The 19,943-nt window shown below is 44.1% G+C and carries 14 protein-coding genes; 12 read left to right on the top strand and 2 right to left on the bottom strand.

Translation table 11 applies throughout. The annotated features are described in order from the left end of the window. The first annotated feature begins 2 nt into the window (after positions 1 to 2). The 3 genes from J4N23_RS01685 to J4N23_RS01695 are packed head-to-tail and all read left to right on the top strand — an operon-like array spanning position 3 to position 5,159. A complete protein-coding gene (locus J4N23_RS01685) occupies positions 3 to 1,352 on the top strand; it encodes a bile acid:sodium symporter family protein (RefSeq protein ID WP_207425273.1) in 1,350 nt (449 codons plus the stop codon). A gap of 18 nt (positions 1,353 to 1,370) precedes the next feature. Then, positions 1,371 to 2,807 carry a sialate O-acetylesterase gene (locus J4N23_RS01690; protein WP_207425274.1) on the top strand — a complete coding sequence of 479 codons (1,437 nt, stop codon included), beginning with the start codon at positions 1,371 to 1,373 and terminating at the stop codon, positions 2,805 to 2,807. A 45-nt stretch (positions 2,808 to 2,852) separates the two neighbouring features. Next, the gene (locus J4N23_RS01695) at positions 2,853 to 5,159 is read left to right on the top strand and encodes a DUF5703 domain-containing protein (protein WP_242689038.1); all 2,307 of its coding nucleotides are present in this window, start codon (positions 2,853 to 2,855) and stop codon (positions 5,157 to 5,159) included. Positions 5,160 to 5,220: 61 nt separating this feature from the next. Here J4N23_RS01695 and J4N23_RS01700 read toward each other — a convergent pair whose 3' ends face one another. After that, positions 5,221 to 5,436: a DUF2945 domain-containing protein gene (locus J4N23_RS01700; protein WP_242689039.1), complete on the bottom strand. Its 216-nt coding sequence runs from the start codon at positions 5,434 to 5,436 to the stop codon at positions 5,221 to 5,223. 116 nt (positions 5,437 to 5,552) lie between these two features. On the opposite strand from J4N23_RS01700, the gene J4N23_RS01705 reads away from it, so the two are divergent. After that, positions 5,553 to 5,729 carry a hypothetical protein gene (locus J4N23_RS01705; protein WP_207425275.1) on the top strand — a complete coding sequence of 59 codons (177 nt, stop codon included), beginning with the start codon at positions 5,553 to 5,555 and terminating at the stop codon, positions 5,727 to 5,729. A gap of 48 nt (positions 5,730 to 5,777) precedes the next feature. Here J4N23_RS01705 and J4N23_RS01710 read toward each other — a convergent pair whose 3' ends face one another. Beyond that, the gene (locus J4N23_RS01710) at positions 5,778 to 5,969 is read right to left on the bottom strand and encodes a hypothetical protein (protein WP_207425276.1); all 192 of its coding nucleotides are present in this window, start codon (positions 5,967 to 5,969) and stop codon (positions 5,778 to 5,780) included. A 157-nt stretch (positions 5,970 to 6,126) separates the two neighbouring features. Here J4N23_RS01710 and J4N23_RS01715 point away from each other — a divergent pair, with 157 nt between their 5' ends. The 8 genes from J4N23_RS01715 (at position 6,127) to J4N23_RS01750 (ending at position 19,933) form a co-directional block, all read left to right on the top strand. Then, entirely contained in the window at positions 6,127 to 6,534 is a 408-nt protein-coding gene (locus tag J4N23_RS01715; RefSeq protein WP_207425277.1) for a response regulator, read from the top strand. A gap of 163 nt (positions 6,535 to 6,697) precedes the next feature. Beyond that, on the top strand, positions 6,698 to 7,285 hold the full coding sequence (locus J4N23_RS01720; RefSeq protein WP_207425278.1) for an RNA polymerase sigma-70 factor: 588 nt from the start codon (positions 6,698 to 6,700) through the stop codon (positions 7,283 to 7,285). Positions 7,286 to 7,342: 57 nt separating this feature from the next. Beyond that, positions 7,343 to 8,392, top strand: a complete 1,050-nt coding sequence (locus J4N23_RS01725; protein ID WP_207425279.1) for a FecR family protein — start codon at positions 7,343 to 7,345, stop codon at positions 8,390 to 8,392. 224 nt (positions 8,393 to 8,616) lie between these two features. Continuing rightward, the gene (locus tag J4N23_RS01730) at positions 8,617 to 11,910 is read left to right on the top strand and encodes a TonB-dependent receptor (RefSeq protein WP_207425280.1); all 3,294 of its coding nucleotides are present in this window, start codon (positions 8,617 to 8,619) and stop codon (positions 11,908 to 11,910) included. A gap of 20 nt (positions 11,911 to 11,930) precedes the next feature. Next, complete coding sequence (locus J4N23_RS01735; RefSeq protein ID WP_207425281.1) at positions 11,931 to 13,706, top strand: RagB/SusD family nutrient uptake outer membrane protein; 1,776 nt, start codon at positions 11,931 to 11,933, stop codon at positions 13,704 to 13,706. Positions 13,707 to 13,875: 169 nt separating this feature from the next. Beyond that, positions 13,876 to 16,686 (top strand): hypothetical protein, encoded by a 2,811-nt coding sequence (locus J4N23_RS01740; RefSeq protein ID WP_242689040.1) that lies wholly within the window; start codon positions 13,876 to 13,878, stop codon positions 16,684 to 16,686. Between the two features lie 28 nt (positions 16,687 to 16,714). Next, a complete protein-coding gene (locus tag J4N23_RS01745) occupies positions 16,715 to 18,265 on the top strand; it encodes a glycosyl hydrolase family 65 protein (protein WP_207425282.1) in 1,551 nt (516 codons plus the stop codon). A 63-nt stretch (positions 18,266 to 18,328) separates the two neighbouring features. After that, complete coding sequence (locus tag J4N23_RS01750) at positions 18,329 to 19,933, top strand: glycoside hydrolase family 28 protein (protein WP_207425283.1); 1,605 nt, start codon at positions 18,329 to 18,331, stop codon at positions 19,931 to 19,933. The last annotated feature ends 10 nt before the right edge of the window (positions 19,934 to 19,943 follow it).

Below are 19,943 nucleotides of genomic sequence, written 5' to 3' on the forward strand. Positions count from 1 at the left end.
GTATGAAGAATTTTCGAAAGCTCTGTTTGGGCATAAGTGCTATATCTCTAATAACCTTGATTATAGGTCTGATCAGTGGAAATGCCTCCTTGTGGCAACCCTCAGCGACAGTATTGTCAGTGTCAACAGCAATAGGAATAGGGGCAATACGCTCCCTCGCCAACTATCAATATACTGCATGGATTATTACGGCTGTCGTAGCTGGAATGATTTATCCGGCTGCTTTCCTGAAATGGGGCGATTTTGACCTGAGAAATAAGTGGCTCATTCTACTGATTGTCCAGTTAGTCATGTTCGGTATGGGAATTCAAATGAGCCTTAAAGATTTCTCCGGTTTGGCCAGCTCGGGAAAAGGCGTTCTTATAGGTCTCGTTTGCCATTTCTCGATTATGCCGCTGATGGGACTGCTCTTAACACAAGTATTTGAATTTGAGACGGAGATCGCCGCAGGTATAATTCTCATTGGCTCCTGTTCCAGTGGTCTTGCATCCAATGTAATGGTTTATATCGCTCGGGCTAACTTAGTACTCTCGGTCACTGTAACCGCAATGGCGACCTTGATAGCTCCCTTTATGACTCCCTTGCTGATGAAACTGCTCGCAGGAACACTTATAAAAATCGAATTTCTGGATATGATGATGGAAATTATCAAAATTGTCATTGTACCCATAGGAGCTGCCCTTATTCACGACTACCTGAAAGGCGCTTCGGATAAAGGTTATAGGGCCGTCTACCAATTTTCCGGATTTGCTGCTTTATGGCTCGCAGCTCTGTCCTTCGGTCTCTGGAATTTTATGGAATCCCGCCTGTCTTCTGAATTCATGCACTCCGTCGAAATACTAAGCTTCTTTGGAGGGGCACTGCTAGTTGGATTATTCTACCACTTGGCGACGAAAAGGTTTCACAGGCTCGATAATCTTATGCCTTATGTCTCGATGTTTGGAATTGTCTACTTTACCACGGTAACAACTGCTGCTGGTCGCGATAATCTTCTACAGGTAGGACTAATCCTGTTCCTATCTTCAGTAATACACAACGCTGCCGGCTATTTCTTTGGCTATTACCTAAGCAGGTGGTTTGGGATGGATAAGCCTAGTGCCCGGACCGTAGCCTTCGAAGTAGGGCTGCAAAACGGTGGAATGGCTTCGGGGCTTGCAGGAGCGATGGGCAAATTAGGAACCGTTGGTTTGGCAGCAGCAGTCTTCAGTCCCTGGATGAATATCTCGGGCTCCATTTTAGCAAATTACTGGCGAAAAAAAGCACTGGAAGAGGAAGCTGCTTCCGGAAAAACATGGCGAGCTAATCCGGAAGAGCCAGCAGTTGACGTTGAACCTGTTACTGATAAAAATTAATTGACACACAATTACATAATGACAAAAACATCATCCATTACTTTTTATTCTCTCATTCTCTTTCTTATTAGCTTTTCCGCTAAAGCGCAGATAAAGCTTGCTTCCTTATTTACTGACAATATGGTACTTCAGCAGCAGGCAGAGGTACCGGTATGGGGATGGACTACTGCTGGCAAAAACGTTAATGTTACAACCTCCTGGAACGGTAAAAGCTACACTGCAAAAGCCGACAAAGCCGGAAAATTCCTCATTAAGGTTGCGACTCCAGCTGCAGGAGGCCCATACGAACTCTCTGTTAACGATGGAGGAAGCCCGACACAATTGAAGAATGTGTTGATTGGAGAGGTTTGGATTTGTGGTGGGCAATCTAACATGGAGATGCCGATGAAAGGCTTCAAAGGCCAGCCCATCCTGGGATCGAATGATGCGATCCTGAAATCAAAGAATTCGAAAATTCGAGTGTATACAGTGCCTCGTTCCTCTGTTACCGAACTTCAACAAAATAGCAAGACATCAGCATGGAAAGTAGCTGAACCGGAATCGGTAGCAAACTTTAGCGCTACCGGCTATCATTTCGGAAAGCTTCTGAATGAGATGCTCGATGTCCCTGTCGGGTTAATCAACGTAAGTTATAGCGGCTCATTTGTAGAAGCGTGGATGTCCCCTGAGAACCTGAAAGCTTTTCCCGAGGTAAAGATCCCTGCGAAAGGGGATGAGATTAAAGCAGTCAGCCGGACTCCCACAACACTTTATAATGGAATGCTTTACCCCATCACTGGTTACGGAATCAGAGGCGCTATCTACTATCAGGGAGAATCAAATTACGAACGCCCGGACCGCTACGAAGAGATGTTTCCAGCCATGGTAAAAGAGTGGCGGTCGTTATGGAATCAGGGCGATTTTCCGTTCTACTATGTGCAGATCGCTCCTTACAATTACTCGCAACTGCCTCCTTACAACTATGGGGGCAAATACAACTCCGCCTTCCTTCGGGATGCGCAACGTAAGTCGCTGACTAAAATCCCTAATTCTGGAATGGCCGTTGTTTTAGATATCGGCGAAGAGAATCAGATCCACCCGGCAAATAAAGAAGCGGGCGGAAAGCGTTTGGCGCTATTAGCTCTTGCTAACACGTATGGAATGAAAGGCTTCGGCTCTGCCAGTCCCTTCTATAAATCGATGGCGGTGAACGGAAGTGTGGCGACCATCAGCTTTGACAATGTTCCAAATGGTTTAACATCCTTTGGAAAGGAGCTGACAACTTTCGAAATAGCAGGTGCTAATAAGATTTTTTACCCCGCTAAGGCTACCATCAACGGAAGTTCTGTCTCTGTCTCTTCGCCAATGGTGAAGGAGCCTGCGGCGGTGCGTTATGCCTTTAAAGATTTTGTAGTGGGAGATCTTTTTAGTACCGAAGGCTTACCGGCAAGTTCATTCAGAACGGACGACTGGTAACAGACAGGAGTGCTATTCTGAGAATGTTTATTTAAGATCAAAGCTTTGAAATCATATCTGTTTTGTGTTCTGTTCCTGCTGCCGGCCTTTCTAAAGGCTCAGCTAAATTCCTATAATCCCGTTTGGACCAGTCAGTCGAAAAACTCCTCCCAATCCATGCCGCTGGGTGGCGGGGATATTGGATTGAACGTCTGGATGGAGGATAACGACCTGCTTTTCTACATCGCCCGCTCTGGAACTTTCGATGAAAATAACTCGATGCTGAAGCTTGGTCGCGTGCGGGTAAGGTTAAGCCCAAATCCTTTCGACGGCGCAGAACACTTTCGGCAGGAGTTACACCTGAAGGACGGTTACATCACTGTTACCGCCACAAAAGGAAAGCAAAAAGCGGAGTTAAAACTTTGGGTAGATGTATTTCGCCCGGTAGTTACTGTTGAGATGAACAGCAGCGTGCCGGTTATAGCTACAGCGAGTTATGAGAGCTGGCGACACAAAGACCGGATATTGAAAGGGAGGGAGAACAACCAGAATTCGTACAAATGGGCGCCGCAAGGGGAGGTAAAAACCAGGAAAGATCAGATATATATGGCTGGCAACGCCGTTGTATTTTACCATCAGAATGAGCCCAACACCGTTTTCGACGTCGTGGTAAAACAGCAAGGGATGGACAGTGTGAAATCCAAGATGTTCAATCCTATCAAAGACCTGATTTTTGGCGGGCAACTGTACGGCGAGGGTTTCGCTGCCTACGAGACAAAAGAAGGTAGGTATACTGACACGGACTACAAAAGCTGGAGCCTGAAAAGCAGTTCTGCAGCGAGGAACCACCGGGTTCAGGTGGCCTTACACACCCAATACACCCAGTCTGTAACTGATTGGAAATCAAATTTAAGTTCAGTAATAATTGAAGCTAAAAAACAGCTGAGCAAGGCTGATGACGCAACAAAATCATGGTGGAATAAGTACTGGGAACGAAGTTTTATCTATATCAATTCCGGTCATCCCGAAAAGGATACCATAGCCTGGCAGGTGGGAAGAAACTACCAGCTAATGCGATACATGCTGGGTGCTAATGCCTTCGGTAAGTATCCTACCAAATTCAACGGCGGGCTGTTCACCTATGATCCTTCTTATACGGATACAGTACAAAAGTTCACACCCGACTTCCGCAATTGGGGTGGGGGAACTCATACAGCACAAAATCAGCGTCTGGTCTATTGGCCTATGTTGAGGAGCGGCGACGTAGACATGATGAAACCACAGTTCGACTTCTACCTGCAGATGCTGAGAAATGCGGAATTGCGCAGTGAAGTGTACTGGAATCATAAAGGAGCCAGCTTTACGGAACAGATTGAGAATTTCGGCTTGCCCAACCCCGCTGAATACAATTGGAAGCGCCCTGCTGATTACGACAAAGGGATGGAGCACAATGCCTGGCTGGAGTACCAGTGGGATACGGTGCTGGAGTTTTGCCTGATGATCATGGAAACAGAGCGGTATAAAGGCCAGAATGTAAAAAACTATTTGCCCCTTATCGAAAGCTCCCTTCAATTCTTTGACGAGCACTATCAGTACCTGGCGAAAAAACGGGGAAGCAGAACGTTCGATGCTAATGGTCACCTGGTGCTCTACCCAGGATCAGCGGCCGAGACCTATAAGATGGCTTACAATGCCACTTCGACTATTGAGGGGCTTAAAGTGGTGCTTGAACGGCTGCTCGAATTACCTTCGGGCTACCTGACAGCAGAACAACGGAAAACCTGGGAAACGATGTTAAGCAGGATCCCACCACTCAGTTTTAGGGAGTTTGATGGGAAGCCCACTATCGCTCCAGCAAAGCTCTGGGAGCGGATCAACAATACCGAAAGTCCTCAATTGTATCCTGTTTTCCCTTGGGGGATTTATGGAATTGGCAAACCCGGCCTTGACACCGCCATCAACACCTTCAAACATGATCCGGACGTACTAAAATTCAGGAGTCACGTAGGTTGGAAGCAGGACAATATTTTTGCAGCACGGCTTGGGCTAAGCGAAGAAGCCTGGAAATTCACTTCTCTGAAGTTGAAAGACTCTGGCCGCAGATTTCCCGCTTTCTGGGGACCGGGCTTCGACTGGACACCGGATCATAACTGGGGCGGGTCGGGAATGATCGGACTGCAAGAAATGCTGCTGCAAACCGACGGAAAGAAAATCTATCTGCTACCTACCTGGCCGAAGGACAAAGATGTTCACTTTAAACTGCACGCGCCCTACAACACAACGGTAGAAGCAAGGGTCGTTAACGGACAGATTGAAGTATTGAAGGTAATTCCTGCCAGCAGGAAGGCTGATATTATTTTCACAAAAAAGTAGCGATAGAACATCTCCCTAATTAAATCACTGCCCGAGGAAGGTCCTGATAAACAACAGGACATCACTTCTTCGGGCCTTTTTTTAGTTCGCTTTCCGATTTGAGGACCGTTTTGCCGTTCTCTTGCTGCAACAAATAAGCAGGCTCCTCTTCGGTAGCGTTCCGTTTTACTTCTGATCCCTTAATCTTTTTTGTAACTGGTTTAGTATACTTTTCATCGATTTGTCCCTCCGCTTGCGACCGGCCGTAATTCCAATGCACCTTTTCTCCTTTTTTCATGATTCGTTTTTCGTATTGAACACAAAGGCCGTACCATTGAAAACGTTGCAGCAAGCAAGCTTCGCATGCTAAACTTTAACTTGCGCTATTTGTTGAAACCTATAAATCTAATTGCTATGATAACCGATCCAAACAACAAAGAAAAGGACAAGGGAGAGCAGCCCGACCGGGGGTACGCAAGTGATGAGACGCTAAACGAAGATGAGATTGCTGGTAATCCCACAGGCGTCGGTGAAAACGAAGAAGATCACTACACGCAGTGGGATGATGAAGAGCCTGACGGCGAAGACTAGTAATTTTATAAATGTGAACAGCACCAATCCCTAGATGCTGTTCACATTTTATTTATGGAAATCTTCCGCGTAAATCTCTTTAAGACCGTCCTCATAATCTGAGAAGCTACTTGCTGTTAGTAGCACCTCTTCTTCACAAATAGGACAATTAAAGACAATTACTTTAGCCTTTGATTGAACATCTGCCAAATGCATTGGCACCTCCACTGGTCCATCGTGTCCCGGGCAAATTGCTTTCATATTCTTTTCTCTTTTAAAGCAAAACTAAGCGGCCAAGAAAAACTAAAGATGAAAGGAATGTTGTATTTCTGTTAGGCTTTACTGGTTTAAGTAAAAGGAATTGGTGCAAAGTTTGGCTAATACCTGTATCTTAGCGAGATTTAGGTTTAATAAATTGATGGCGGCTAGTATAATTCTTATTGATGACGATCCTGTTCAGCAGAAAGTAGCTGAAGTATATGTAAACCGTTATAAGGCGTTTGACCAATACAACTCATTTAACAAAGCGAAAACTGCGCTCACCTTTATCGACGATAACAAATTGGATCCTAAAAATCTCCCCGACGTTATTCTACTCGATTTGCAGATGCCTGATTTCTCTGGCTGGGACTTTCTCGACAAGTTCGCGGACCTGCTTCCTGTGCTAAAGAAGAATATTGATATATACATTCTTTCCTCTTCACTTGACCCTGAAGATGAGTTAAAATCAAAGCAGTATCCTTGTGTACAAGGTTTCTACACCAAGCCTATATCCAGGAATCTGATCAAAGATATTTCCGGAAAGTTTGTTCAAAGTAACAAGTAGGTTATCCATTAAAATACTTCACTAGTATGAGGCGATGTCACAGCAAAATGAACGAAAGTTTTGTTATTTTTGACTTCGTCCGCACAACTAACCATTAGAAGAATAGGGTAGATCAGCGCTCATTTAAGGTAGAATCTTAATTTTAAAAAAGAGGAGAGTTTCAATGTCTGTCGGTGCTTTTACTCATACAATTGCCGGGGAGAAAAAGGAGGTGCAAAGTGAAGAACAAGCATTCGAGATTCTTTTCAGGAATTATTACACCAAACTGTCTTTTTTTGCCAATAAGTTTGTCAACGATTTGCAGGTTGCAGAAGAGATCGTATCTGACGCTTTCACCTACCTGTGGGAGCAAAGAGCGCAACTCGAAATAGGAATATCCACCAATGCCTATTTGTACAGGATGGTACAGAACCGGTGTCTTAATCATCTAAAACACAAAAAGATAGAGAGCGAGTATGTCAACTACCTCGCTAAGCATAACTTATTATCTGAGACACCTTCTACCAGCCGAAATCCCTATTTAGAAAAAGAGCTGGAAGAACAGGTAAAAAAGGCGATTGAGGAACTTCCGGAAAAATGCAGAGAGGTGTTTAAGTTGAGCCGATTTGAACAACTGAAAAACCGGGAAATTGCGGAGCAGCTCAATATTTCGACGAAAACTGTCGAGCGCCACATGACCATTGCACTTGAACGGATGCGTCACTGCCTGAAGCACCTGTTTATACTTTTACCCTTTTTAATCATTTCTTAAAAAATTAATTTTCTTTTTGGGGGTATTGCTTCCTTCAGTTGTCTTATATCCGTTCACATGAATGAGGATATAAAAATAACGCTGACAAAGTACATTACCGGGCAAGCTGACGAAACGGAAGCTGCTGAGGTAAGAGAATGGATCAGACGGAGTCCGGAAAACGAAGAATATTACGTTAGCTTGTACGAGGCCTGGCATAATAGTCTGGCTGCTGAGAAAGCCTTGATAGACGTAGATGCTGCTTATGAAGTTTTTCTAACTAACAGGAAGAGCAAAAAGACGATCATCAAAAAGCTGTCGGCCTGGAGTCGGGTAGCCGCAGCTGCAATTATTGTAGGAGCGTGTACAGCGGGTATATATAAATTTTATGCTACAAAAGATACAGAAATATCAATTGTTGAGTTATATGTACCAAAGGGAGAAACAAAAAAAGTAACCCTGCCTGACGGAAGTACTGTTTGGGTGAATGCGGGAAGTCATATAAGTTATTCAAGAACTTTTGGGAAGACAGACAGGACCGTTCATCTTACAGGAGAAGCATATTTTGACATTGCACCTGTAAATAGTAAAATACCCTTTCTGGTAAAAACAGGAAAATTTTTAATCCGGGACGTAGGAACGGTATTCAATGTTAGGGCTTATCCCGAAGAGAATGTGTTTGAAACTGCTGTGGTTGAAGGCAAAGTATCCGTAGAAGGAAAATTGACAGAAGGTTCTGGTGAAGAAAGTAAGGTTTACCTGGACGCTAATCAGGTGCTAAAGATAAACGCCCCCGTACAGAAACAGGAAGAAAATCCCAAACGTAAGCTGGTGGATATCGAGCCGGTGAAGGTTGTGCAAATTAACCCTTCGCAGATCAACGAGTACAATGGCTGGAAGGATGACCTACTGGTTTTTAACGGAGAGACCTTTGAGGATATAACTAAGATTTTGGAAAGACGATACAACGTAACCATTGTATTTGAGGACGAGGAGTTGAAAGACTTTGAGTATACCGGAACATTTAAGAATATAAGCGCCGTGTCTAAAGTATTTCAGGTAATAAAGGAAACTACACCAATTAACTACCAGCTTGAGGCGGGAGTAATAAGAATAGCAAAAAACTAACAACCAATTAATGATAAACTCAACTAGGAACGGAATGACTTAGACAATTACTTGATTTTAGAAAAAAAACCGGGATGCTGCCACACCCCGGCCTTATTGATTAACTAGCTAATACCCATCGCTTGGGGAAGCACAGTATTAACTAATAACTGACCAAATCTATGATTTATTTATGTAGAAATTCTCTATTCGCTATTCCTATTTGGCGAAAAATTTTTAGAGCTATGAAGCTTATTACCATTTTAATCTTCGCTGGTGTTATGCAGATTCATGCTGCAGGCTATTCACAGAATACATTCAACCTTAACGAGGCGAACACCACCGTGAGGGAAATGCTTCGAAAGATTGAAAAAAACAGCGATTACACTGTTTTTTATCGGCATGATCAAATCAATCTGAATCAAAAGGTGAACGTAGTTGCTGAAAATGCTTCAGTTGAAACGGTGATGTCGCAAGTATTGAAAAATCAGCCACTTACTTTCGAGATCGTTGACCAGATGATTGTAATAAAATCTGCGGATACTGATGTAAGGGACTATACAGTTACTGGTACAGTTACCGACACCAACGGCGAGCCTTTGATCGGGGCAAGTGTGCTTGTTAAAGGAACTACGCGAGGCGCGTCTACTGATGTTAACGGCCGTTTCTCGCTAACAGTTCCGGGAGATGCAGCGGTGACACTGACAGTGACCTACCTTGGCTATTCCACAAAGGACGTGACTGTTAGTCCTTGGCAGAGAACTATAGCGATAACGCTAACAGAAGATGCTGCAGCTCTGGAAGAGGTGGTGGTAGTAGGTTATGGAACGGTAAGAAAAAGAGATCTGACTGGATCTGTCGCATCTGTAAAGTCAGAAGATATCACCCGGGTTCCGACTCACAATGCTGCTGAGGCAATACAGGGTAGAATACCCGGAGCGGATATTACTAGAGTATCGGGTGTTCCAGGTGCAAGTGCTAATATTCTAATTAGAGGAAACAAGACTATTGCAGACAGGGACCAGCTAGCTTCGCGCAATGGCCCCCTATACATCATTGACGGATTTCAAGGTGGGGATATTTCTACAATAAATCCAAATGACATAGAATCAATCGATGTATTGAAGGATGCTTCCTCTACAGCTATTTACGGGGCGCAGGGAGCGAATGGCGTAGTTATCGTTACTACCAAACGCGGTGCTGCTGGTAAAACCAAGATAAACTACAGCTCTTACTTCGGAGTAAATGATTTTATATTTCCTGACTTGAGAAGTGGAGATTCTTACGTACAGTTAAGAAGAGACGCTGGTATGGCAGCTGGTATTTGGAACAGCCCTGCTGACGATCCAAAGGTTTTCACCGAGAATGGCGAGCTTGAAGCCTATCAAAACGGTCAGTGGATTGATTGGTATGATCTAATTCAAAGAGACGGTACTCAACAAAGCCATTCTCTTACAATCAGTGGGGGAAATGAGCGGACCAGAATCGTCGGTTCTCTTGGTTATTTCAATGAAACCGGAATGTTCAGGAACAGTGACTTTAACCGTTACACAGGAAGATTCAACTTAGATCAGACTATTAATAAATGGGCAAAGGCAGGAGTTCAAACTCAGGTGACATATTCCCGTCAGAATCTTCGTAATGATCCCTTGGGGCAGGCGATGACGGTAAGTCCTCTAGGAACTCCATACGACGAGTTTGGTAATGTTGACCTGTATCCCTTGTTTCCAACTGGACAAAGAGGCGGAAACATTAGCCCTTTAGCTGATGAAGCTTCTCAATACGTTGCTCGAAACAATAATCTTCGGACAAATATCATAGCAAATGGTTATGTTGAGCTAACCCCCTTTAAGGGCTTAAGCTTTAAGTCGAACTTGGGAACCAATTTTAATTTTGGTCGTCATGGTATATTTAATGATAGAGAATCACTTCAGCGGTATACCCAGCGCACATCTCAAGCATCCGTACGCAATGGCTATAACAGATTTCTTAACTGGGATAACATCTTAACCTATAACAAGGAAATAGCAGACCATAATGTGACACTGACAGGTATCACGAGCTACTTGCAAAGCGACGACGAAGAAACATTTGGCCGGGGAATTAATCAAGTTTTATCCTCTCAACTATTTTATAACCTAGCTTCCACCAGTAACAGTGCAGGAGCAAGAGAGCTTGAAACTCGGTATGTTGGGTGGACAAATATGGCTTATGCTGGTAGATTAAACTACGCTTACAAGGGCAGATATCTTTTAACTTTATCCGGACGCTTTGATGGTTCTTCCCGTTTATCCGGTAAAAAATGGGATTTCTTCCCCTCTGCTGCACTTGGATGGAATATCAGCGATGAAGGCTTTTTCGAAAAGTTCCGGTCATCAGTGTCTAACTTAAAATTAAGGGCAAGCTATGGTGTATCCGGAAACTATAACATCCAGCCTTATGCAACTCAAAGCTTGATTTCGGAGTTGCCCAGAATGGGTTTTGGAGACGTCGCTGCACCAGGTTATATATTTGAGGGAACAGTAGGAAATCCAAATCTAAATTGGGAGAAATCTGCTCAGGTGGATCTCGGACTAGATTTAGGATTGTTTAACAACCGAGTTAGTGCAACGTTTGATTATTACCATACCGTTACTTCGGACATTCTGCTAATGCGCCAATTACCGCAATCAACCGGAGTGGTTGATGTTGCTCAAAATATTGGGGAAATGCAAAATAGAGGTATTGAACTCTCTATAAATTCTATAAATGTTCAAAACAAAAATTTTAGATGGTCCAGTACCTTAACGTTCAGCAGGAACAAAGAAAAAATTACCGAACTTCTGAATGGTACTGATATTTTGGCGACTCGTGGGATTGAGGAAAACTCGCTGTTGTTAGGTCGTCCTATAAGCTCATTTTACACCTACAAAAAATTGGGAATATGGCAACAGGATGAGGCTGATATCGCAAAGCAATACAAGTTTGGTACGAGTACTTTTCAACCCGGCGATATCAAGTTGGCAGATTTGAACGGCGATAAAATGATTGGGCCAGAAGACATGACGTACATTGGATCTACCGTTCCGAAATGGGTTGGTGGTTTCCAGAATACATTAAGCTACAAAGCATTTGATCTTAACCTATTTTTAGTTGCCAGGGTAGGTCAAACAATTGATGCAGAGTTTTTAGGTAGGTTTAACACTGCGGGCACCGGAAACAGCCCAGCATTTATCAACTATTGGACGCCTGAAAATGCGACAAATGATTTCCCTCGTCCGTACTGGGGTAGGACACTAAGCAACTACGCAGGGTATCAAACCCTTACTTACATCGACGGCTCATACGTTAAGCTAAGAAATGTTACTTTGGGATATACTATTCCTAAAAGTTTAACGGATCGTATCTCCGCCGGCCGCGTGAGATTGTATGCAACTGCATCTAACGTCTTCACAATAACCAAAAGTGATCTTATAAAAGACTATGATCCTGAAAGAGGGGGAGCTGAATCGTCTCCTCTGGCAAGACAATTTGTATTTGGTATCAACTTCGATTTATAATTATTAAGAAAGTTATTACTATGAAATTATCAAAATCTATATACGCGGGATGTGTGACAGCAATACTTCTATCAAGTATGACTGCATGCAACAAGTTGGATGAGTACAATCCTTCGGGTGCTACCGCCGACGCTGCCTGGAGTACACCTCAAGGCTTTGTCACCTTAGTGAATGCAGCTTATAATGAGCAAAGAAACTGGTACGGTAAAGAAGATGGAATCTTCATGGGAGAATCTGGAACCGACCTGTGGTACAATAGGGAGACAAACGGATACGCGAGACAATTAACCCAGTACGACGGATTAACTCCCCTGCAAGGGAACCCAAACAGAAACACATGGGAGTATTTGTGGAGAGGCGTAAACTTGTGTAATGCTGGTATCGGCCGGATAAATGAAGCTGGATTTTCGGATGCAAACGAGAAGAACCGCAGAGAAGGGGAATTAAGGTTTTTACGGGCCTTTTACTACTGGCACATTGTTGAAACATGGGGAGGAGTAATGCTTCGTACTGAGGAAACTCGTGAGCCAGAACTAACTGCTACCCGTAGTTCCGTAGACGACTTCTATAAATTGATTATCTCAGATCTGGAATTTGCAGCTGCTAACCTTCCAACTCAAGCTTTTTGGGGAAATGAATACAGTAGAGCAAGCAATAAATCTGCTCTCGGATTCCTGGCAAGGGCTTACTTGTCAAGGGCTTACTATTCCCTTGCTGCCGGAAACACAACTGAAGCGAATGGTTTTTTCACAAAGGCGAAAGATGTTGCAAAAGATGTAATCAACAGAAAAGGAGAGTTGGGTGTTGACTTATGGTCCAATCCAGCCGACCTATGGAATCCGGCAAACAATAAGAGAAATAAAGAGGCCCTCTATACTATTAGCATCTCAACTAATCCTGGGATTAACATCGAGGATAATGCTAACAGGGTTTTTATGACTTTTCAAAGCCCCTATACAGGTAGCAACAGACCAGGATTGGTAAATAGTTTGGCGTATGGCTACGATAACGAGAGAAGATTAATGCCTACACTATCACTACTTAATTACTTCGATGAGACCAAAGACGCTCGGTACGCTGCCTCTTTTCAGGAAGTTTGGATAGCAAATGCTCCGCAAAATTTCACCTGGACTGCAGCCGACGTGACCCGACTTAGTAAAAACGCGAGTATTACAGGGCAAGTTATGGTCTCAGGCCGCGATACTGCTTTGTTAATTACTAAAAAGGTCGTTCCGAACAAAGACAGAAAACCATACATAGTTGTGGATAGAAATGATATGTATGATGCACGCGGAGCCATAAAAACAGGTACTCGTGATTTTGTAACTCTAAAGAAGTTTATGGATCCGTTTAGGTCTGACCCAGTGTCAAAAGTGGGAACCCGAGATATCATCGTGATGCGTTTGGCGGAGATGTATCTTATTGCTGCTGAAGCTGAGTTTCAGTTAGATAATCCTCAAGGAGCAGCAGATATGTTAAATGTTTTAAGAACGAGAGCCGCTCTTCCTGGAAAAGTAGCTGATATGCAGGTTACTGCCGCTAACGTTACTAATGGCGGTATTGATTTTATCCTCGAGGAACGGGCAAGAGAGCTTTGCGGAGAATACATCCGTTGGTTTGACTTGAAGCGCACTAAGTACGAGAATAACGGTGAAGCATTCAAAACCTTTATAACCACTCGCAACCCTAACATTACTCTCGTGGAAGGATTCCATCGATTGAGACCAATTAAGCAAGAAGAAATTAATGCACTTCTAAACGGACAAGAATTTGGTCAAAACCCAGGATATAATTGATTAGTTAAACTTCAATTCCGGCGGGGGAGGTAGAAATATCTTCCCCGTTATTATTTTAAGCCACTTTGTAAATCATATTTTACACGTGCCGGTAATATCCTACAATAGCTGGAGAAAATATTATAGGAAACAGCCTTTGCTAAGGGGTATTTTTGAAACTTACTATTGAATGCTAACCAGTAGTAGAACCATTAACTTGCACACACACATTACTACGAAGGGAGAACCAATGCATTTCCTTAGAAAACACTTTCTACTTTTTTTGATGCTACTTGTCGCTGGTGCGGCCTCTGCAGTAGAGCCAGCGAGGGCGAAAGCAGTTGCTATTGTGAGCCCGGCCGCTGCTAATGGCCGAATTAAATTCGGGGTAGAAAAATTAAAAACAGCGCTCCAGAAACACGGCTATAAAGTAACCCTGCACGAGCAAAATCAGCTTCCCAAAGGGAAACAGCTGATCGCTGTGGGACTAAAAACATCGCAGCTGATAAGCGGTGCGTCCGAGAAACTCGGCCTAAAATATAATGCCGCCAATGCAAAGGAAGGCTTTTCGCTGCTTTCGAATGACTCTAAAGTAATCGTGGCCGGTAACGATGAGTCAGGAACGTTATATGGTTGCGTTGAACTGATCGAACGACTTAACAATCAGCGGACTATCCCTCAAAATCTTAATATTCACGATCAGCCAGAAATGGTACTCAGAGGTACTTGTATCGGTGTCCAAAAGCCCTACTATCTGCCTGGAAGACATGTGTACGAGTATCCTTACACGCCTGATCAGTTCCCCTGGTTCTACGACAAAGAGCATTGGATCAAGTATTTGGATATAATGGTGGAGAACCGCTACAATTCCCTGTACCTCTGGAATGGTCATCCATTTGCTTCATTAGTGAAGTTAAAAGATTATCCATACGCCCTGGAAGTGGACGAAGCAACCTTCAGGAAAAATGAGGAGATGTTCAGCTTTTTAACCGAAGAAGCCGACAAGCGCGGTATCTGGGTGATCCAGATGTTCTACAATATTATCGTATCAAAGCCTTTCGCTGAAAAGCATAATATAAAGACGCAGGATCGTAACCGTCCGATCACTCCTCTGATTGCTGACTATACTCAGAAGTCTATTGCCGCTTTCGTTGAAAAATATCCGAACGTTGGTCTGCTGGTAACTTTAGGGGAAGCAATGGAAGGGGTAGGACAAGATGATGTCGACTGGTTTACCAAGACCATTATTTCGGGAGTTAAAGATGGATTGAAAGCGCTTGGAAAGACGGCAGAACCACCGATCGTGCTTCGTGCACACGATTCTGACGCACCTCGTGTGATGAAAGAGGCTTTGCCGATCTATAAGAATTTGTATACCATGGCAAAGTACAACGGCGAGGCATTAACTACTTACACTCCGCGTGGTAAATGGGCCGAACTGCACAGAACTTTGAGCCGGATTGGTACTGTTCACGTACAAAATGTGCACATTCTTGCCAATCTCGAACCGTTCAGGTACAGTTCTCCTGATTTTATCCAAAAATCAGTGCAGGCAATGCACAACATCTATGAGTCAAATGGACTGCATTTGTATCCACAGGCCTCCTACTGGGACTGGCCTTATACCGCTGATAAAATAACTCCTCGTCAACTGCAGATTGATCGCGACTGGATGTGGTACAAAACCTGGGCTCGATATGCCTGGAAAGCTAATCGTGATAAGGCCGGCGAAGATGAGTACTGGGGAAAAGCACTTGCGGACACCTTCGGTCTGAACCTGGAACACAGCAAGCACATCGTTAATGCGCATGAAGAATCAGGTGAAATCTCTCCTAAATTATTAAGACGCTACGGTATCACCGATGGGAATCGCCAGACGTTGACTTTAGGAATGCTGATGACTCAGTTAATCAATCCCTTCAGATATGGTCTTTTTACGCTGCTTTATGAATCAGAAGCTCCGGAAGGGGAGATGATCATTGAGTATGCAGAGAAGGAGTGGAAAAACCAAAAACATATCGGGGAGACGCCAATTCAAGTAGCGGATGAAGTGGTTGAACATGGTAAAAAAGCCGTGGAGGCGATAGACAAGGCGGCACCTTTTGTGACCAAAAACAAGGAAGAGTTTGCACGATTGAAGAACGACATGTACGCCTACAACGCCATGGCCAATCACTACGCAGAAAAGGCCAGAGCGGCAGTTGCGGTATTGAGGTACAAGTATTCTGAAGATGTGAAAGACCTGGAGAAAGCGCTGCCATATCTGGAAAGAAGCGTGAAGCACTACGCGGACCTGGTGAAGCTCACCAACGATACCTACCTCTACGCCAACAGTATGCAAACGGCTCAACGCAAAATCCCAATGCGCGGCGTAGACGCTACTTATATTCACTGGAAAGAAATGCTGCCAGTGTTCCAAAAAGAGCTGGATCACTTCAAGAAAAGCATTGATTCCCTGAAGACGAATAAATCCGCTGCTACGCATAAAAAGGTTCCATTTAAGAATGTGGAGGTGAAGCTGTTAACAAAAGGAGCCGAGTTTTACAAAGTGACTGCAGCTCAATCCATTTTCCCGGACACGGCTGTGCAAATACAACATCTGGCGGTAGAACTTGAAGGTCTGAAAGGTATCCGTTTACCTAAAGCAGTTCAGGAAAAAAACAGAACTACCCTGCGGTTCAGCACCCAAAAACCGGTGAAATTGCTGGTGGCCTACTTCAATTCTAAAGAACCATTTTATGCCCAGGCTCCTGAGCTCGAAACCGACGCAACTGCGAACGACTATGGGCAGGGAGAAATTAAGATTTCAAACGCAGTTGTTGCCGGTAAATACCCGCCTGCCAATATCCACTCATACTCTTTCAATGCAGGTACGCATACGCTGAACCTGCCAAAAGGAGTTTTAATGATTGTAGGCTTTATTGATGGAAATCAGGAAATAAAGGCCTACAACGCGGGGCTGGCAGGAACTGGAAAAGAGATCGACTGGCTATTTGAATAAGAATTTACCTTGATTGAGTTTTAATAATATGATGAATAAATCGCTGTTGAGTATACTTTTTTTATCGCTTCTGCAGATCAATACCGGGTTTGCGCAGAAAGCAGCCGTCCTGGGCACTTCTGACCTGAAGAGCTACGTGGATGAATTTAACGTCGTGGATAAGGAAGAAGCTGTTGTGAACCTTGTTCCCAACGCACAGTCGTTCGACTGGCTTTCCAAAAATATCCCCTTGTTTGATTGTCCGGATTCGGCGATTGAGAAGGTGTATTACTTCCGCTGGTGGTCGTACCGCAAACACATTAAGCAAACTCCCGAAGGGCATGTCGTAACCGAATTTATCACACCAGCGAACCATGCAGGGAAGTACAATGCCATCAGTAGTGGATTAAGCCACCAGATCAACGAAGGTCGCTGGTTACACAATCAGCAGTACATCAAAGATTATATCAATTTCTGGTTCTTCATTGATCCAAAGCATAAAGCCTCCCGGTTCCACGCCTTCAGCAGCTGGATCCACTATACGCTTTACGATTACTACAAGCTTACCAAAGACAAACAGTTCATTGCCAACCTGATGCCTGCGCTTCATGCAGACTACTTGAGGTGGGAGCAGGAGAAACAGGCACCGAACAAGATGTTCTGGCAATTTGATGTACGCGACGCGATGGAAGAATCAATCAGTGGTTCCAGGAAAGAGAAAAATATTCGCCCTACCATTAACAGCTACATGTACGGAAACGCCAAGGCGATGGTAGAACTGGCGGATCTTTTCGACATTGATTCCCTGGAGAAGACTTATAAGAAGAAAGAGAAGTTTTTACGCAAGGCTGTTCATGAAGAACTGTGGGATGACACGGCTTCATTCTTCAAAGTTCAGTACGAAAAAGGTGGCTTATGCGATGCTCGCGAAGCAATCGGTTTTATTCCATGGTATTTCAACCTACCGTATGATAAACCGAAGTATGCGAAACAATGGGATCAAATCCTGGATACCAATGGATTCAATGCTCCATGGGGCTTAACTACCGCTGAACGTCGTCACCCCTTGTTCAGAACGCATGGCTCTGGTCATGGTTGCGAATGGGATGGAGCTGTCTGGCCGTATGCCACATCGCAAACCCTGAAAGGCATGGCTAATCTCCTGACCAACTACAAGCATCAGGGCAAAATGACGAAACAGGTTTTCTACAATGAGTTGCATAAATATGCAATGTCCCACCGCATGAACGATAAGATCTACATCGGCGAGTATCAGGATGAAAAAACTGGCGAATGGTTAAAAGGCGACAATCCCCGCAGTAAATTCTATAACCACTCTACCTTTGCAGATATTATCATCAATGATCTTATCGGTTTGAAACTGCGGACTGATAACACCCTTGAGATCGATCCAATCGTACCAGAAAATCAGTGGGATTATTTCTGTTTAGATAAGGTTCCCTACCAGGGAAGAATTGTTACCATTCTCTGGGATAAAGACGGTTCAAAGTACGGCAAAGGCAAAGGATTTAAAGCCTATGTCGACGGAAAAGAGGTTGTTAAGTCCGACAAGATCAAACGCCTTACAGCGAAAATATAAGTGCATAATGGCCGGCAGATTTCTGTCGGCCTTTAATTCTTAAAAAGGTTTAAACACACAGAAATGATTTTTTCCAATCCGCAAAAGTTGACTAAAGCGGCCTTCGTGGCTGTTGTTCTTTTTGTTAGCTCCCTGACAGCGAGCGCACAGAACTACTACAACGTACTTAAATATGGTGCGAAGAACGATAGTAGCAAACTGGCTACAGCTGCCATCAAGAAAGCAATCGAAGCTGCTTCAAAAGCAGGCGGAGGTACAGTGTATTTTCCTGCCGGTAAATACCTGACTGGTCCCATCCACCTGAAGAGCAACATCACCATCTACATTGATGCAGGAGCTGAATTGCACTTTAGCGATAACTTCGATGACTACCTTCCCATGGTAAAAACCCGTTACGAAGGGGTAGACGTGACCAGCTTCTCTCCGCTATTTTATGCGTACGAAGCAGAGAACATTGCTATCAAAGGCCGTGGAATTGTTGATGGTCACGGCAAAAAATGGTGGGATTTTGTGGAAGGCTACAAACAAGATCAGCCGCGTTCAAAATGGCAGTTGATGTTTGACGAGCTGAACAAAGATATCTTGCTTCCAGATGATCCGAGACAAATGAAACGCGGCTTTCTTCGTCCTCCGTTTATTCAGCCAATGTACTGCAAAAACGTGCTGATCGAGGGTATCACTATCCGCAATTCTCCTTTTTGGACGGTAAATCCTCAGTTCAGTGACAACGTAACTGTTCACGCTGTAACTATTTTTAATCCAGCTGAGTTTGCTCCCAATACCGATGGAATTAACCCGGAGTCATGCAGCAATGTGCGGATCTCAGATAGCCATATCAGCGTAGGCGATGACTGTATCACCATCAAATCAGGTAAAGACAAGCCAGGAAGAGCTAAGAACACGCCTGCTGAAAACTACACCATCACGAATTGCACAATGCTGTCCGGCCATGGAGGCGTGGTAATCGGTAGTGAGATGTCGGGAGGCGTTCGCAAGATCGCTATCTCTAACTGTATATTCGACGGCACTGATCGCGGAATTCGTATCAAGTCGGCTCGTGGTAGAGGTGGAGTAGTGGAGGAGATCCGCGTGGATAATATTGTGATGAAGAATATTCCGGACCAGGCTATTGTGCTTGACCTTCAATACGCAAAAACGAATCCCGAGCCTGTTTCTGAGCGCACGCCAATTTTCCGTAATATTCATTTCAGCAATATCACCGGTTCGCAAATCAATCAAGCTTGTTTTATCAATGGGTTAGTTGAGATGCCCGTGGAAAACATCACATTTAACGATATCAACATCGATGCAAAAACCGGCTTCAATATTAATCTGGCTAACAAGATCGAGCTGCACAATGTTACCGTGAACACAGAAAGTGGACCTGCAGTGAAAGTGCAGGATGTGAACGTACTGGAAATAGACGGTGTGAAAACATTTAAGCCGCATGCCGGAGTACCTGTTGTGGAGTTAAACAATGTGCAGGATGCCTTCGTCTACGATTCTTTCTCACCCGCAGGTACAGATATTTACCTGAAACTAGGTGGAGAAAAAACAAAAGGCATCACGCTTGACGGCAACAACTTTAAAAACGTGAAAACGCCACTGGTTAAAGACGCGGCTGTAAAAGAAGTGATCAATCTGGACCCGAGAAATATTCTTAAATAAAAAACGAATT

It is taken from the genome of Pedobacter sp. SYSU D00535, assembly GCF_017355855.1.
Lineage (GTDB): Bacteria > Bacteroidota > Bacteroidia > Sphingobacteriales > Sphingobacteriaceae > Desertivirga.